The following is a 17322-nucleotide window of genomic DNA, read 5'->3' as shown; positions in this document are numbered from 1 at the left end:
GGTTGATGTTCCGACTGTAAAGAGGCGCGCACGGCTGACCAAACGTCTTTCTCACAGCCCATTCGGAAGGGTGGTGAGTTGTGAGACCGGCGCAACCTCACGGTCACGGTAGCGCGGTGCTATCGGGCGGCATCCGCTGGGCCGACCAGGGGCAAACGGCTCTGAACTGGACAAAATCGGATCCGAGGAGTCCGCCCGCACGCATGTCGGTGATGCTTTGGAAACGGCGGGTTCTCCAGTGCTTTACATTTGTTAACACATTGGATCGATCTTCAGTGGGGCATTTTTCCAGTGTTCCGGCGAGTTTCGCTCGCGGCTCGGTGGCAACGTATTGTAAGCGTAATCACAATTCGCTGTGAATTCGCTCGACGTCGATCAATTGCACTGTGCTCCAGGCTCCGCCCGATCCGCCGTCGCCTCGATCGGGTCCGGGTGGCGTCGCCAGTCTGGCTACCACCCGCCGGGTGACACTGTCGCTCATGACAACCGGCGGTGGACGACGGATCGGCCGTGCGGTGGTGGAACGGCTGCCGACTCGCGGTAACGCCGTCCTCTCGCAACACGGCCCCACGGTGGACGGAAACGACATCGGCATATGGACCGACGCGCGGCTCGGTCGATCCGGCCGAAAGTGGTCGCGGTTCCGAGGAGGTTATCTGCGCGATCAGACCTGGTCGGCGGGGTTGATGTCGGCGAACGTGTCGGCCCAGTGGTGTGGCGGCCGAGGTGGATTGGGTTCGCCGGGTCGGGCCAGCCCGACCACTCGCCACCCAGCGGCGACGGCGGCGTCGAGTTCGTCCGGGTGATCGGACAGGAACAGGATGCGCTCGGCGGGTGCGCCGATGGCGCCCGCGATCTTGTCGTAGGAGGACGCCTCGCGTTTTCCGCCCGCCGTCGACAGATCGAAGTAGCCGCTGATCAGGCCGGACAGACTGCCTCCATGCGCGAAGGCGAACCAATCCTGCTGATTGCGAATCGATCCCGAGGAGTAGACGTACAGCGCGAGACCCGCGGCGTGCCACGCGGCCAGGGCCGGTGGCACGTCGGGGAAGAACTCGCCGTGCAGTGCGCCGCTGCGGAAACCCTCCGCGCAGATCAGACCCTGCGCGGTCTTCAAAGGCTCGGCCTTCACGTCGGTGTCGAGCCACCCGCGCAGGATCGCGGCGACTTCGGCCGGGTCCGCGTCCGGCCGCCCGGCCAGCTGCCTGGTCGCGGCCAGCACGGGCGCCGCGGCCGCGGAGCTGTTCTCGGCCAGCCACTCCGGAAGCCGTTCGCGGGTGTAGCCGTACAGGTCTTCGCGAACCGCGGCGGTGGGACTGGTGGTGCCCTCGATGTCGACGACGACGGCGTCGATCACGGCGCGGTGAGCAGCTCGTCGAGGGTGGGGAAGCCCGCGCTGATCTTGTCGCCGGTGAAGTCGCCGACCCAGCCGTCCTCCTCCTCGAAGAAGCGGATGGCGATGAAGTCGGGGCGTTCGCCCATGTCGAACCAGTGCAGCGTGCCCGCCGGAACCGAGAGCAGATCGCCGCCCTCGCAGACCACCGCGAGAACTTCCTCGCCCAGGTGCAGGTAGAAGCAACCGCGCCCGGCGGCGAAGAAGCGCACCTCGTCTTCGGCGTGGCGGTGCTCGTCGAGGAACTTCCCTCGGGCGCCCTTGGCGATCTCCGGCCACTGCGGGTCGGCGTCGTCGGGGTGGATGCGGGCGATGTCGATGTGCTTGTAGCGCCCGGTCTCGTTCAGTTCGGCGACGTTCGTCTCGTAGTGCGCGAGCAACTCCTCCGACGGCACCGACGCGGCGTTCTCCACCACCGGCCAGCGGCCGAACGTGATGCCGTGCCTGGCGAGTTCGGTGCCGATCATCTCGTCGTCGCTGGTGCGTACGCGCACGTCGGCCGCGTTGTCGGCGGCCATCACCTGCAGCAGGGTCATGTCAGTCCAATCTCGAGAAAATCGTCGCGCGGGCCGAACGCCGCCGGACTACCGGTGCGGCACACCAGCTCACACAATGCTTCCAGGCATTCGGCGCGATCGCGCGCCTGGGCGAGATCATCGCCCCACGCTGTGATCCCGTGCCCGGCGATGATCAGGACCGGAAGCGCGTCGGGGTGGTCGAGGAGATAGCGCTCGATGTCGGCCCCGATGCGCGGCACCTCGGGCCAGTTCGGGAAGACCGGGATGTCCGCGACGGCCGGATCGCCGCCACCGAGTCCCTTGATCAACTCGTAGTCGGTGATCCGCAGCGTGCCGAGCATTCCCGGCGTCGCCGAGCGGGTGGCCAGTGCCGTGGCGAACGGCGGATGGATGTGCACGACCGCTTGCGCCGGACGGGCCCGGTAGACGGCGGTGTGGATCGTCGTCTCCGCGGAGGGTTTGCGCCCCTGATCGGTCACGGGCGCGGAGTCCGCGACGCGCACGGTGACCATGTCGCGCTCGGTGAGCTCCCCTTTGGACAGCCCGCTCCCGGTGACCACGGCGGTCGCGCCGGTGCGCACGGAGATATTGCCCGCCGTACCCGGCATCCAGCCGCGCCGGTACAGCTCGCGGGCGAGGTCCGCGATTTCCGCGCCGGGCGACCGATCGGACCGGTGCACCACACCCTCTTCGGTGACCACCGCGGTCACCAAATCGGCGGGCGTGACGTCGAAGGCCGGGTTGAAGACCTCGGTGTGCGCGGGAGCCGTTGCCACACCGCCGAATCCGGTCACCTCGGCCGCCGCGCGTTCCTCCACGACGATCTCCCGGCCGGTGGCCATCGAGAGGTCGCGGGTCGACTCCGGGGCCACCACGACGAACGGGATGCCGTGGTGGCGGGCGGCGAGCGCGAGACCGTAGGTGCCGATCTTGTTGGCGACGTCGCCGTTGGCGGTGACCCGGTCGGCGCCGACCAGCACGCAGTCGACCTGTCCGGTCGCCATCGCCCAGGCGGCGGCGGAATCGATGGTCAGCCGGTGCGGGATGCCCGCCTCGGCCAGTTCCCACGTGGTCAGGCGGGCGCCTTGCAGCAGCGGGCGGGTCTCGTCCACCAGCACCTGCTCGATCGCGCCGCGCTCGGACAGCACCCGCAGCGTGCCGATGGCGGTGCCGAACGCGCTGGTCGCGAGTCGTCCGGTGTTGCAATGGGTGAGCACGCGCAGCGGCCGGTCCGGACACAGGCGCTGCACCAGGTCGGCGGCGTTGGTGGCGGCGGCCCGGTTGACCCGGCCGTCTTCGGCCAGCATGTCGAGGGTCTCGGCGAGGACCGCGTCGGCGCCCCTGCCCACCTTCGCCCGGACCCGCCGCACCGCCCAGGCCAGATTGACCGCCGTCGGCCGGGCCGCCGCGATCCGGTCCGCTTCGGCCTGCGCCGCGGTCTCGTCCACCACGCCGCCTACGGTGTGCGCGGCGGTGGCGATGACGACGCCGAACGCGCCCGCGATGCCGATGGCGGGCGCGCCGCGAACGGCCAGCGTCTCGATCGCGTCGATGACCTGGTCGACGGTGCTCAGCCGCAGCTCACGCACCTCGTGCGGCAGTCCGCGCTGGTCGATGGTGACGAGCGTGCCGTCGTCCCAGACCAGTGAGCTGTCGTCCATCAGGCGCATCCTTCGCGTCGAACCGGGTCGTGCCTGGTCAACGGTATCGGACGCCGGACGGCGAGCCGAAATCGCGTCAGGCCGCCCCGGCGCGCAGTTTGGCGGCGCGTTCGCGCGGGTCGTAGTCGGGGCCGACGCCCTCGATGAGCAGCAGGTCGCCGTCGATGTGATCGGCGCGCAGCGGCAGGATCTCCTGATAAGCGGGCGAGTGATACCACTCCCGCGCCTCGGTCATCCCGGGGAACTCGATCAGCACCATGCTGCCGGGCCAGTCGCCTTCCACGACCTCGGCAGGGGAGCCGTGGATGACGAAGCGGCCGCCGAACGGGTCCAAGGTGGCCTGGATGCGCTCCAGGTATTCGAGGATGTCGGGATGCGGCCTGCGACTGCGGAGATGGGCGAAGCCATAGGCGGACATGGCGTGTGGTTCCTTCGTTCGACGACGCCGGAGATGGCGTCGAACCGACGGTAGGTCCGCCTCGCGCGGGGTGGCAATTACCTCCGGGGTAAGCACGAGGGCCCCGAAACGACCGCGGCCGCCGGTCCCGGGAGGAGGTGGGGCCGGCGGCGCGGGTGGCGCAGATCAGCTAGCGGCGGCGCTCCTGCTCGCCGCGCCGGTCGGGCATCTCGGACCGGTTGCCCCGACGGCCTTCCATGTCAGCGCCCTCGCGGATGTCCTGCTCTTGGCGCTGTTGCTGCTGCTGCCTCGGCATCTGCTTCGGCATTTTCTTAGGCGTTTTCTTCGACTTTTCAGTCATCTCCACTCGGTCCTTTCCGGGGGATTGATATTCGCCTAACGAACACACGATAGCGAGCGGGAATGGCCTGTGGAAGAGGAAATGAAAAATATGGCTCCGAGCGGCTCGGTTGTTGTGTTCGCGCTGGTAAGAGCGCTTTTGAACCCTGTATTCAGTAATGAATCCAGTTCAGTTCGACTTTTTCTTCCGACCAGGTCGAGGCGGGTTGGGCCGGATGAAAACGGCGGTCAGGCGTTCGTTTTATTTGCCTCGTGGATCGCTTCGCCGACGTATATCGCGTTCGACTCCGCTGCCGCGAAGGAGTGCGCGTGCGGGTTCCCGTGGCAACGAAACCCGCTGCACCGCAGCGACTTCGGATCGACGTCGGCCGAGCATCGGCGCACCCCCGTATTCCGCGCCCACTCGAACTCGCTGAAGCCAAGGCCCGCAACCAGTTTCGTTCGGTCCACGACGCACCCGCGGGCCGAAGGGTTCAGCGCAGCGGCAGGAATTCGACGATCGCGCCGTCCCCGGCATCGAGCGGGACGACCACCAGGCCGTCGCGGTCGATCAGGCCGCCCAGATGTGCCGTCCGGACAACCGGGTCGCCGATCCATCCGCCTTCCTCGGCGGCGCGAGCCGGAACGATGCGCGTCACCTGTCCGGCGATCTCGGCGGCGTTGTGCAGCGGTCCGCGCAGCGGGCGGGCGGGGAGCGCGCCGGTGCGGCCCTCGACGATCGCGGGTGCCAGCGCCATGAGCGTCGCGACGGCGGCGAACGGGTTGCCCGGCAGGCCGAGCACCGTGGTGCCGGAGGTGAGCCGGGCGACGACGGTGGAACCGCCCGGCCGCAGCCGCAGCCGCGGCACCACGATCTGGGCTCCGGCGCGGGTCAGGGCGGCACGGAGCTGATCGGCCGCCCCGCCGCCCGTCGCGCCGACGATCACCAGCAGGTCGCGATCCGGCGCGACGGTCAGGACCTCGTCGAATCCGTGCGGAGTGTCGCGCAGGTGCACCCGATCGGTGGTGCGAATGCCATACCTGGCCAGCAGTTCCGGCAGGACCGGGCCGATCGAATCGCGGGTCTGCCCCGCCTGCAGTGGACCTTCGCTGCGGATCTCGTCACCGGTCATGACGACGTGCGCGCGGACCGGGCCGCGCACCGGCGCGGCGGTGACCTCGACGCTCGCGGCCGCGGAGACCAGCGCCGCGGTGACCGGTGCACCCTCCGGCGCGACCGGATCACCGGCCGCCCGGTCCTCGCCGCGGCGGCGGATGTCGTCGCGCAGCGGGGTGTCCGGCAGGCGGTACAGCGTTTCGTCGGCGACGTGCGCGAACTCGTCGCGCAGCACGCCCGTGGTGCCATCGGGGACGTGCGCGCCCGTGGCGATGCGCACCGCCTCGCCCGGCAGCAGCCCCACCGGACGCCGTCCGCCCGCGAAGCCGACGTCGCGGCGCAGGCGCCACGGCCCGTCGCCCGCCACGGCGTAACCGTCCATCGCCGAGACGTCGAAGCGAGGCAGCGGCCCGGCGGCCGTCAATGGGCCCGCGAGCGCGGCCCCGATCACCGATGACAGGTCGGCTTCGTACGCGGTAAGCCGGGAAAGTTCGGTACGCAGCAGGTTTCGCGCCTCGCCGAGCTCGAGCGGTGGTTGCTGGCGTGGCGCGTCCACCGCCGCTCTGGCCTGTCGCACCTCCTCTTCGGTGTCGCAGTCGCCGACGCCGGAGAGCGGGATGATCCCGGCGGCTGCGGGCACCAGCGCCTTCATCGGCTGATTGATCAGCGCGTCGAGCTCGTCCAGCGCGGCCGCAAGCGCGGAACGCCGCCACACCCCGATCAGGTATTGCGGCCGACCCGACTCGTCGGCCGCGAACACCGCGTCCGCTCCCGATTCGGTGGCGTGCCGGATGAGTTCGGCGATCGCCGACGGGGACAGGAACGGAAGGTCGGCGGCAAGGACCACGACCAGCGGGGCGGCGGAGCCGAGGGCCCGCAGCCCCGTGTCGATCGCCGCCACCGGACCCGATCCGGGCGGCACCTCGCGAACCTGCGTGATCTCCGGCGCCAACTCGGGACGGTGCGGTCCGACCACCACCGTCCGCGCGCACGAGGCGACGGCGGCGAGCGCCACTTCGAGCATGGAACGGCCGCCGATGACGATGGCCGGTTTGTCCACGCCGCCCATCCGGCTGGCCCGGCCGCCCGCGAGCACGATCGCGTCGGCGGCCGTCACACGCCACGACCCGGAGTCAGGTACACCATGGCGGCCATGCTAATTCGTCACCATGGGGAAGCCGGGGAGCGGACGGCGTCGATCAGGCGTTCGACCAGAAGCGGGCCGGTGGCAGCAGCCGGAACTCGTTGAGTTCCGGGTCGGCGAGCACGAGGTCGGTTTCCCGGTCGGGGGCCGGGGCGCCACGGTCGATGGAGGTGGCGCCCGCCGCGTGCAGCCGGGCCACCTCGGCGGCCCGGTCGTCGGCCGGGAACGACGTGAGATCCAGGCGCATTCTGGTCCGGCCCGACCCCGCGTCGGGCGTGCGCACGAACTCCAGCCAGGAGCCGAGTCCGGTCGGTGCGCGTAATCCGGCCAGCCGCTCGCCGCGCCGCATGGACGGCCAGCCGGTGGCGGCCGACCAGAATTCGGCCAGGCGTTGCGGATCGCGCGTGTCGACCACGACCGCCGCGACGGCCCCGGTGTCCACGTACTCCTCCCTCGGTTCGAGCACGCAGAACTCGTTGCCCTCCGGATCGGCGAGCACCGCCCACGGCACCGCGCCCTGCCCGATGTTGATCGAGCGCGCGCCCAAGGCCAGCGCCCGGTCCACCTGGGTGCGCTGGTGGTCCAGCGAGCGGGTGGCCAGATCGAGGTGCAGGCGATTCTTGCCGACCTTGGCCCGCATCGCGGGCAGGAAGGTGAGCGCCAAGTCGCCGCCGTCGGCGTCGGGAGCCGCCACGTTCACCTCGTCGGGGCGGTCGAGGGTGACACTCCAGCCCAGCAGTTCGGCCCAGAAATCCGCGACCGAACGCGGCCGGTCGGCGTCGAACACGACACATGCCAGGCGGGTGGGCATGGATCAACGGTACTGGCCGCCATTCCGGCACGGAGGAATTTCGGAAAGCGGCGCTCAGTCGCCGGGGAGATCGGGCAGCGGGAAGCGTGCGGCGCGCAGGTCGACGCGTCCGTCCCGGATCGGCACGCCCTCTTCGGCCAGCAGGCGCAGCTGGCGATGAGCCAGATGGGCGGCGGGACGGCCGCTCGCGCCGAGCACCCGATGCCAGGGCAGATCGGCCGAGTCGGTGCGCATGATCCAGCCCACTGTGCGCGGCGTCGACAAACCGGCGGCCGCCGCGATGTCGCCGTAGGTGACCACCCGGCCGGCCGGAACCGCCGCCACCAGCGCGCGCACCTGCTCGATCTGGGCGTCGGTGATCGGCATCGGCTCAGAGCACCGAGCGCACAAGTTCGCCGGTCTGGGCCGGATACGCCTGGGCGACCATGTGATCGCAGTTCCATTCGAGCACGGTCAGGCCCGCGCCCATGTGCTCGGTGAGCGCCGCGCGGAATTCCGGCGTGACGAACGGCGGGTGCACCTTCATCGCCTGCACCAGCACGGTCGGCAGGTCGGCGGGCGGAAGCACCCAGTGGCGGGCCAGCTGGCCCCAGTAGGAGTTGATCGCTGGCAGGCTCATCCGCCAGCCGAAGCGCCCGTCGGCGGTGGGCATCAAGTGTTCGTCGAGTTCGGCTTCCAGCAATCGCGGCTCCACATCGCCCCAGCCGGTGTCGAGTTTGTCCTGGCGCGCGTGGTCGACGCTGTCGTAGTCGGCCGAGACCAGGGTGGACAGCGCGATCTCGTTGAGCCATTCCGGCTCCAGCGCGATCGCCGGATCGAGCAGCACCAGTTTGCGCACCAGTTCGGGATGCCGATGGGCCAGGTGCAGCGCGCACGCGCCGCCGAAGGAGTGCGCGACAACCACCACCGGGCCGTCCGCCTCGGCGGTGACCAACTCGACCAGGTCCTCGACGATGGTCTCGAAGTTCCACGGCGGCAGCGAGGTCGAGCGGCCGTGCCCGCGCAGATCCGGTGCGAGCACCCGTACGTCGGGCAGATGCCGGGTCGCCAGATCTTCCCAGCGTTTGCCGTGACCGGTCACACCGTGCAGGGCGAGCACCACCGGTCCCGTCGTCGGACCGAACCGGTGGACATTCAGAACAGACACCGGTCCATTCTGACCTGCGCCGTGATCGGCCGCAGCGCCGGTCGGGCGGAGGCGTGTACCGGCGTGTCGGTCGTGTCTGTTGCAATAGCCCGCGTGGTGCGATCGGATGGCGCGGTGCGACTGGTTCGCCGGAACGTGGTGGCGCCCCGGCCGCGAGACTGGGGCGCCGACGTCCGCGCGCTGCTGGACGCCGCGGCCGAGGCCGGTCCAGCGCGCCCGGGATGGCGGCCCTGGCAGGTGCTCGGCGGCCCGGGCACGGGTAAGACCGCCCTGCTGGTCGACCTCGCCGCCGGGCGCATCGCGGCCGGAGCCGACCCGGAATCGGTGCTGGTACTGACCCATTCGAAACAAGCCGCGGGCGCTGTACGAGACGCCATCACCACGCGGCTGAGCGGCCCGGGCCCCGGCGCGGAGGGCGGTGTGCCCGGCGCCACACGAGAACCCTTGGTGCGCACCCTGCACTCGTACGCCTTCTCTGTGCTGCGCAGGCACGCGATGGCGCACGGCAACCCGCCGCCGCGTCTGCTGACCGGAGCCGAACAGGACGCCGTGGTGCGCGAGATGCTGCGCGGCGATCTGGCGGACATGGCCGAGGGCGCGCACGGATTGTGGCCGGAGCGACTGCGGCCCGCCCTCGCGCTCGGCGGGTTCGCCGAACAGTTGCGCGATCTCATGCTCCGGGCCACCGAACGCGGCATCGGGCCGGAGGACCTGGTGCGCCTCGGCCGCGAGCACGCCAAGCCCGAATGGGTGGCGGCGGGCAGGTTCGCCCTCCGCTACGAGCAGACGATGCTGCTGCGCTGGTCGGTGGGCGTCGATGCGCCGGAGGCGACCGCGCCCGCGCTGGACGCCGCCGAACTCGTCGGCGCGGCGCTGGACGCCCTGGCCGCCGACCCGAATCTGCTTGCCGCCGAACGCGCCAGGATCCGATACCTGCTGGTCGACGACGCGCAGCACCTGGACCCGCAGGCGGCGATCCTGGTGCGAGCGATCGGGCACAGCGCCAGGACCACGGTGGTCGCGGGCGATCCCGACCAAGCCGTGTTCGCCTTCCGCGGCGCCGACGCGCGATTCGTCGCCGAACTCGACGTGCCACCCGAGCGGCGAGTCGTGTTGCGCGACAACCATCGGTTCAGCGGTCAGGTGGAGCTGGCGGTCGCCCGGATCGCGGCACGCCTGCCGGGTAGTGCGCCGCAGCGCATCCCCGTGCCGGAAGACACCGGCCCGCGGGAGGACGGCACCGAGGTGCGCGTGCGCGTGCTGGCCACGCCGGCGAAAGAGGCCGCGCTCATCGCCGACCACTTGCGCCGCGCGCATCTCACCGGCGGGCTGCCATGGTCGCGGATGGCGGTGATCGTCCGTTCGGTACCGCTGTCGCTGGCGCCGCTGCGCCGCGCCCTCCTCGCCGCGGGCGTGCCGGTGCGGCAGCCCGCGCTGGACACGCCGCTGGCGCGCAGGCGCGGCGCGGCTTGGATGCTGCTCTCGCTGCGCGCGGTCCTGGCGGGGGAGCAGGCGCAACGGGGCGCGGAACCGGCGTTCGAGCCGGAGGACGCCCTCGATCTGCTGTCCGGGCCGCTGGGCGGCGCGGACCAGATCGCTTTGCGCCGGTTGCGCCGCGGCATCCGGCGCGCGGTGCTGGAATCGGTGCGCGCCGGGGCGAAAACATCGGACGCGGGCGACGATTCGCCGACCGACCGCGACTCGGACATCGACCGCCCCTCCGCACTGATGTTGCGCGATCTGCTGATCGGGACCGGCGATCCGGCCATCATGGACCGGCTCACCGAGGTCGAGGCCGCGCCGCTGCGCCGGGTGCTGGACGCGCTGCGCCGGGCGCGCAAGGTGCGCGGGCGCGGCGCGGGCCTGGAGGACGTGCTGTGGGCGCTGTGGACCGGTTCTCGGCTGGAACGGCGCTGGGTGGCGCAGTCCGAGCGCGGCGGCGCGGTCGGCATGCAGGCCGATCGCGATCTGGACGCCGCGGTCGCGTTGTTCGACGCGGCCGCCGCCTATGTCGACCGGTTGCCGCGCGCGAGCATCGAAGGGTTCGTCGAATACCTGACGCAGCAGGAGATTCCGCAGGACGCGGCGCCTCGTACACTGCCGGGCGAAGCGGTGGCGCTGCTGAGCGCGCACGCCGCCGCGGGGCGGGAATGGGATGTGGTCGCCGTCGCCGCCGTCCAGGAAGGGATCTGGCCCGATCCGCGCACCCGCGGCACCCTCTTGCACACCGAAGATCTGGTCGATCTCACCGCCGGGGTGTCCGATGCCGGGGAGCGGGTGAGCCGTGCGGCGCCGATCCTCGCCGAGGAGCGCAGGTTGCTGCTCGTCGCGTGCAGCCGGGCCCGGCGGTCGCTGCTGGTCACCGCCGTGGAATCGGTCGCGGGCGAACGCGATCTGGTGCCGTCGCGCTTTCTCGCCGAACTGCTCGGACACGACGACGACGGCGAGCCCGGTGCGCTCCCGGTGGCCGACCCCGGCCGCGCCCTGGTGATGCACTCGCTGGTCGCCGAATTGCGCGGCGTGGTCTGCGATCCGGAGGCCGACCCGGAACGCAGGCGCCGCGCCGCGCACCAGCTCGCGCGGCTGGCCGACGCGGGCGTCCGGGGTACCCACCCCGACGACTGGTACGGCACCACCGAACTCAGCTCGCGGCGACCGCTGTGGACCGAGGACGACGGCGCGGTCGCGCTGTCGCCCTCCACCGTCGAATTGCTACGCACCTGCCCGCTGCGCTGGGCGCTGGAACGCAACGGCGGTACCGACGGCGACAACCCGCACGCCGTCAAGGGCAATCTGGTGCACACGCTCGTGCAGGCGCTGGCGGGCAAAGTGCCCGAGGAACAGGTGCGCGCCGCGTTGGATCGCGCCTGGCGGGCGGTGGATCCGGGGACCGGCTGGCATTCCCGGCAGGAATTGCGCCGCACCGAGGCGATGCTGGAGACCTTCTCGGCCTGGGTGCGCAACACGCGCGGCGAACTCACCCAGGCCGGAGTCGAGGTGCCGGTGGACTGCGTGCTGCCCGCGCGCACGGAAGACGAACGCGCCGTACGGATCCGGGGCCGCGTCGACCGGCTGGAGCGAGACGCGCAAGGCCGTTTCGTCATCGTCGACGTGAAGACCGGCAAGTCGCCGGTCACCAAGCAGGCCGCCGTCGATCACGCGCAGCTGGCGACTTACCAGGTAGCGGCCGCCGCAGGCGCTCTCGACGCACCGGAGGTATCCGGTTCGGCCGAGCCGGAACCCGCGATCGGCTCGGCGGGCGAACCCGGCGGGGCGCGATTGGTGTACGTCGCCAAGCCGAGCAAGGCGGAGGGCGCCACTCAGCGCATGCAGCCTCCGCTGGACGCCGAGGCGCTCGAGCACTGGCGTGACACGATCCACCAGGCCGCGTCGTCCACTCAGGGCCCTAGCTACCTCGCCATGCGCAACGACGGATGCCGCCACTGCGCGGTCGCGGGCAGCTGCCCCGTGCAGGACAGCGGGAGGCAGGTGACCGACGAGTGAGCGCGCTCTCGGTCCCGCCGCGGCCGGTCGCCGGGGCGCCGCCGTGACGGGCGGGGTGACGCCGCACCAGCTGGCGCAGGCGCTCGGCCTGCCGCCGCCGACCGACGAACAGGCCGCCGTGATCGCGGCGCCGCCGGGCCCCACCCTCGTGGTCGCCGGCGCGGGCGCGGGCAAGACCGAGACGATGGCCGCCCGGGTGGTGTGGATGGTCGCCAACGGGCTCGTGCTGCCGGACGAAGTGCTCGGGCTGACCTTCACACGCAAAGCCGCCCAACAGCTGACCGCCAGGATCCGGACCAGGCTGGCCCGGCTCGCCGGTGCGCCGCTGCTGCGCGAACTGGACCCGAGCGGCCGCCTGCGCGCCCAGCTGACCGGCGCGGAACCGGAGATCAGCACCTACCACTCGTACGCGGGCAGGTTGCTCACCGAACACGGCCTGCTGCTGCCGGTGGAACCGTCGGCGACCCTGCTGACCGCGACCCAGCTCTGGCAGCTCGCCCACCAGGTGGTGCACACCTGGGACGGCGATCTGGAGACCGATCGCACCCCGGTGTCGGTCACCGAGGCGGTGCTCGCGCTGTCCGGGCAGCTGGCCGAGCACCTGGTCGAGCCGGAGGAACTGGCCGAGGCGCACACCGAACTGGCGAAGCTGGTGTACACGCTGCCCCCGGGCCCGCGGCAGCGGGGCGGCCCGAGCCAGACCCTGCTGAACATCGTGCAAGTGCAGCGGGAACGGGTAGCGCTGCTACCGCTGGTGCACGAGCTCGCCGAGGCATTGCGCCGACGGGGCGCACTGGACTTCGGCGCGCAGATGTCCCTCGCCGCACGGTTGGCGGCCGAGCACCCCGAGGTCGCCGCCGCCGAACGCGCCCGTTTCCGCTTGGTCCTGCTCGACGAGTACCAGGACACCGGCCACGCCCAGCGGGTCCTGCTCGCCGCCTTGTTCGGCGGCGCGCCGGAGGAGCAGACATCGCAGCCGGCGACTCCGCCCGACATTCCTCCGGGCGATCGTCGCGGCGACGATGCTTCGTCACCGGCGGGCGTTCACACAGTCGCACAGAGGGCGGCGCTGCCCGGTGTGCGGGAGAGCGTCGTGGCAAGTTCGGACACACTGCCGGAAACCGGGTCCGGGTCGTCATCGACCACCGACGCGCTTCCTGCTCACCCCGCGCAGAGCACGCGGTCGCCGGGCGTCGACGCGAACGACGTCGAAGGACAACCGCGGTTCGCCGGCGCACACGACCCGCGCGCCGTGGCGAGGCGTGCGGACCAACGTTCGCGCCGGCACGAAACGCAGCGCCTAGCCGTGACCGCCGTCGGCGACCCGATGCAATCCATCTACGGCTGGCGTGGCGCTTCGGCGGCGAACCTGCCCCGGTTCGCCACCGACTTCCCCAGCGCGCCGGGCTTGCCCGCCCCGACGTTGTCCTTGCTGACCAGCTGGCGCAATCCGCCGGAAGCGCTGGCACTGGCGAATCTGGTCGCGGAACCGTTGCGGCGCAAGGCGTCCGAGAGCGGCGGGGTGACGGTCGATGCCTTGCGCGCCAAGCCCGGCGCCGGGCCGGGTGTGGTGGCGCTGGCGCTGACCGACACCGTCGCCGACGAACGGGAGTGGGTGGCCGGGCGAATCGCCGCGGAGTGGGCTGCCCGGCACGCGGCCCAACAGCAGCCGCCCACGTCCGCCGTACTGGTGCGCCGCAATGCCGATGCCGCGCCGCTCGCGGAAGCGCTTCGCGCACAAGGTCTTCCCGTGGAGATCGTTGGACTCGGCGGCTTGCTCGCCACACCGGAGGTCGCCGACGTCGTCGCCACCCTGCGGCTGATCGCCGAACCGGGTGCGGGCAGCGCCGCCATGCGTGTGCTGACCGGCGCGCGCTGGCGCGTCGGGGTCGCCGACATCGCCGCGCTCGCCCGCCGCGCCAGGGACCTGTCCATCCGGCGTCCCGGATCGGAGGGACATACCGAGATCGCCGACGGCGCCGCGCTGGACGAGGCGCTGCGCGAAGTGGCGCCGGAACCCGCCGAACAGGCCGGGCTGGCCGACGCGATCGCCGATCCCGGTCCGCCCGAGCGGTATTCACCCGCCGGGTTCGCCCGCATCGAGGCGCTGGGACGGGAACTGGCCGCGTTGCGCGAACGCAGCGGTCAGCCGTTGGCGGAACTGGTCGCCGATGTCGAGCGCACCATCGGCGTCGGTGTGGAGACCCAAACCCGGCGAGCTATGGCGGGCACCGGGGCCGGACGCGAGCATCTGGACGCGTTCGCCGATGTGGTGGCCGGGTACGCCGCGGACACCGGCGCCTCGCTCGGCGGACTGCTCGCGTTCCTCGCCGCCGCGGAAGAGGTCGAGAACGGGCTGGAGCCGGGCGAGGTCGAGGTCGCCAAGGACCGGGTGCAGGTGCTGACCGTGCACGCGGCGAAAGGCCTGGAATGGGAGATCGTCGCGGTCCCGCACGTGGTGGAGGGCGTGTTCCCGTCCAAAGTCGGTTCCGGCACGTGGCTGGGCGCGCTCGCCGAGTTGCCCACGTCGCTGCGGGGTGACCGCAGGCAGGACGACGCGGCCGAGGGCGTGCCGGTGCTCGAGCTCACCGACTTGTACGACCGCGCGGACCTCGACCGCGCGATCAAGGCGCACAAGGAGGCGCTGGAGCGCCGCCGGATCGATGAGGAACGGCGCCTGTTCTACGTCGCGCTCACCAGAACCGAACGGGTGCTGCTCGTTTCGGCCCACTACTGGGCGGAGACCGGCAGCACTCCGAAAGGCCCCTCGGATTTCCTGCTGGAGTTGAAGCACGCGCACCAGGACCCCGGCAGCCCGGCGTGCGACGTCTTGGCGATCGACCGCTGGGACGACCCGCCCGCCGCCGACGCCGTCAACCCGTTCACCGACAACCCCGCGGCCGCCGAGTGGCCGCGCGACCCCCTCGGCGCCCGCCGCGAGCCCATCGAACAAGGCGCGGCACTGGTCCGCGCTGCCCTGGCGAATTTGCGCGCCCGTCCCGCCGCCGCCGGGCACCACGGCTCGAAGCCGCACGGCGCTGCTGGTTCGATCCGCAGAACCAGGTCTGCCCGTGCCGAGATGCCGTCCGCGCCGGACGTCGACGAGCCGGGTTTCGCGGACCGACCGGGCGACTACGGGCCGGGTGATGAGCCGAGTCTCACCGGCGATTCGGCTTCTGGCCTGCCCGGCGCTGAGCCGGAGTTCGAGCATGAGCCGGGCGACTACGGGCCGGGTGATGAGCCGAGTCTCACCGGCGAATCGGCTTACTATTCACCCCGCGATGAGTCGGATTCGCGGATGAATCGACCTACTCCCCGGCCCGCTGACAAGCCGGGGTTCGCGGATGAACCGGCCTACTATCCACCCGACGACGAATACCCGCCCGACGATTTCGCGGGGGACTTCGAGGTCGGGTCCATCGAATACGCCGATCCCTACGCGGATATCGAGCCCTATTTCGGTTCGGCGCCGGACCCGGTGGAGGAGTATCTGTCCGCCGACGAACCGGCATTCGCCGCGACCGGCTTCGCTCCGCCCTCGCCGGAGGACCTGTACCGCCCGCACGACGCCCGCCTTGCGCCGGATCCCGCCGATCCGGAAGGCTGGGCCGCCGACGTCGACGCCTTGCTCGCCGAACACCACGCGGCCGCGGCCGCCGACGAAGAGGTGGAACTACCTGGACAGATCGCGGCGACCGCTCTGGTCGAACTCCGGGCCGACCCGGCGAAGCTCGCCGCCCGCTTGCGTCGTCCGTTGCCCTACCCGCCGAATCCACTGGCCCGCCGGGGTACCGCGTTCCACGCCTGGGTGCAGCGGTGGTTCGGCTCCACCCGCCTGCTCGGTCTGGACGAACTGCCGGGCGCGGCCGACGGCGGCGCGGCCGACGCGGGCCTGGACGCCGAGCTGAGCGCGATGCAGGAGGCGTTCCTCAACTCGCGCTGGGCCGATCGCAGTCCGATCGAAGTCGAGATCCCGTTCGAAACCTCGATCGCGGGCACCGTGATCCGCGGCCGGATGGACGCGGTATTCGCCGAACCCGGCGGCGGCTGGATCGTGGTCGACTGGAAGACCGGCGCCGAGCCGAGCGCCGCCGAGGAACCGGCGGTCGCCATGCAGCTGGCCGTCTACCGCCTGGCCTGGGCGCGGTTGATGGCCGCCCGCGAGGGACGGCCCGAGCACGAGATGCTGCCCCGGATCGGCGCCGCATTCCACTACGTGCGCACCGGCCGCACCATCGCGCCCCCGAACCTGGCCGGTCCGGACGAACTGGCCGAGCTGATCAGGAACGCCGCGCCCGCCGGCTCACCGCCAGCGACTGAGTGACGAGCGGAATCTGCAGCGGCAGCCGCAGCGCCGAGCCGATCTTCACCAGCCGCGGCGCCTTCTCGCTGGCGAGCATGTCCGCGGCGAACTGCACGTTGGCCGGGAACACCGCGATGAACAGCAGCGCCGCCAGCCGTCCGCCGAAGCCGCGGGTGCGCGGGACCGCGAGGGCGGCGGCGACACCGATCTCGGCCGCGCCGGAGGCGTAGGTGTAGTCGCGGGCGCGTCCGGGCAGGAAGCGCGGCACGATCGAATCGAAGGGCTTCGGCCGGACGAAATGCAGCACCCCGGAGCCGAACAGCAGGGCGGCCAGGGCCAGCGCGGGCCGCCGCCCACCGTCGGACACGGACGTCAGCGTATTTTCTGCCATGCAGGCACCCTTACATCCGCGCCGCTGCGCGTCGACCCCGGGTCACTTGGATGCGGACCCGGCGGTCCGCACCTCCGAACCGCCGCCCCTGCCTCGGGCACGTCCTTCGCTCCTCACCAAGATCGAGCGAGAGTGATCAGCGCGGACGCCAGCCGAAGCGCCGCGACCCCACCGCGCGACTGCGGAGCCGACACAGCCTGGCTCGCACCGAGCGACCGCCAACGCCGCGCTTGCCTGCGGTGGTCCGCTCGACAGTCTGCCGCTGCGGCCCGTGAACCGAGCCGGGCTCGAATGAGCAGGTACCCGGGTCGGGTGAAACGACACCGATCGTGTTGGCGTCCGCGGCCGAGCTGGCGTCGGATGCGCCGCGACGAAGGAGACGGGGCGCTGTGTCCGCGAGGAAGGAGCAAGGGCAGCGATCCTGTAGCCGACCACTACGAACCGCGTACACCTGATAGCGAGCTTCGATGCCGACGTGCCCAGCGCACCCCCACCACGTCTTCCGAGCGAAGCGAGACCGAGCATCCGCCGTTCGCGGCCCGGCTCGCGTCCCGTTGGGGCGGCCCCCCCCGCGGCCGGCCGGGGGCGGCGGCGGGC

General features: G+C 71.6%; 12 protein-coding genes. 2 read left to right on the top strand and 10 right to left on the bottom strand.

Annotation, left to right across the window (positions count from 1 at the left end):
- Positions 1-664: 664 nt before the first annotated feature.
- The 9 genes from mtnC to AB0L97_RS33260 form a co-directional block, all read right to left on the bottom strand.
- Positions 665-1357: an acireductone synthase gene (gene mtnC / locus AB0L97_RS33300; RefSeq protein WP_364437551.1), complete on the bottom strand. Its 693-nt coding sequence runs from the start codon at positions 1355-1357 to the stop codon at positions 665-667.
- The gene (locus tag AB0L97_RS33295) at positions 1354-1929 is read right to left on the bottom strand and encodes a cupin (RefSeq protein ID WP_364437548.1); all 576 of its coding nucleotides are present in this window, start codon (positions 1927-1929) and stop codon (positions 1354-1356) included. Before AB0L97_RS33295 ends, mtnC begins: the two co-directional genes overlap by 4 nt.
- A complete protein-coding gene (gene mtnA / locus AB0L97_RS33290) occupies positions 1926-3572 on the bottom strand; it encodes an S-methyl-5-thioribose-1-phosphate isomerase (RefSeq protein ID WP_364437545.1) in 1647 nt (548 codons plus the stop codon). Before mtnA ends, AB0L97_RS33295 begins: the two co-directional genes overlap by 4 nt.
- A 76-nt stretch (positions 3573-3648) precedes the next feature.
- Positions 3649-3990: a DUF1330 domain-containing protein gene (locus AB0L97_RS33285; protein WP_356960774.1), complete on the bottom strand. Its 342-nt coding sequence runs from the start codon at positions 3988-3990 to the stop codon at positions 3649-3651.
- 169 nt (positions 3991-4159) lie between these two features.
- Positions 4160-4330: a hypothetical protein gene (locus AB0L97_RS33280; protein ID WP_356960775.1), complete on the bottom strand. Its 171-nt coding sequence runs from the start codon at positions 4328-4330 to the stop codon at positions 4160-4162.
- Between the two features lie 472 nt (positions 4331-4802).
- On the bottom strand, positions 4803-6542 hold the full coding sequence (locus AB0L97_RS33275) for an NTP transferase domain-containing protein (RefSeq protein ID WP_364437540.1): 1740 nt from the start codon (positions 6540-6542) through the stop codon (positions 4803-4805).
- An 82-nt stretch (positions 6543-6624) separates the two neighbouring features.
- A complete protein-coding gene (locus AB0L97_RS33270) occupies positions 6625-7380 on the bottom strand; it encodes a VOC family protein (protein ID WP_356960778.1) in 756 nt (251 codons plus the stop codon).
- A 54-nt stretch (positions 7381-7434) separates the two neighbouring features.
- Complete coding sequence (locus AB0L97_RS33265) at positions 7435-7746, bottom strand: MGMT family protein (protein WP_364437536.1); 312 nt, start codon at positions 7744-7746, stop codon at positions 7435-7437.
- A 4-nt stretch (positions 7747-7750) separates the two neighbouring features.
- On the bottom strand, positions 7751-8527 hold the full coding sequence (locus AB0L97_RS33260; RefSeq protein WP_355079718.1) for an alpha/beta fold hydrolase: 777 nt from the start codon (positions 8525-8527) through the stop codon (positions 7751-7753).
- Between AB0L97_RS33260 and AB0L97_RS33255 the strand changes: the two genes are divergently transcribed.
- Positions 8417-12031, top strand: coding sequence for an ATP-dependent DNA helicase (locus AB0L97_RS33255; RefSeq protein ID WP_364437531.1), 3615 nt, complete (start codon positions 8417-8419; stop codon positions 12029-12031). The two genes, AB0L97_RS33260 and AB0L97_RS33255, sit on opposite strands and share 111 nt — an antisense overlap.
- Before the next feature lie 43 nt (positions 12032-12074).
- A complete protein-coding gene (locus AB0L97_RS33250; RefSeq protein ID WP_364437528.1) occupies positions 12075-16355 on the top strand; it encodes an ATP-dependent DNA helicase in 4281 nt (1426 codons plus the stop codon).
- Here the strand turns inward: AB0L97_RS33250 and AB0L97_RS33245 are convergent.
- Positions 16312-16725, bottom strand: coding sequence for a hypothetical protein (locus AB0L97_RS33245; protein ID WP_355079710.1), 414 nt, complete (start codon positions 16723-16725; stop codon positions 16312-16314). The genes AB0L97_RS33250 and AB0L97_RS33245 overlap by 44 nt on opposite strands.
- Positions 16726-17322 lie beyond the last annotated feature (597 nt).

Origin of the sequence: Nocardia sp. NPDC051911, assembly GCF_040681035.1 — a bacterium.
GTDB lineage: Bacteria > Actinomycetota > Actinomycetes > Mycobacteriales > Mycobacteriaceae > Nocardia > Nocardia sichangensis.
Note: the sequence above shows the minus strand (reverse complement) of the source record. Positions and strands in the feature narration are given on the sequence as shown.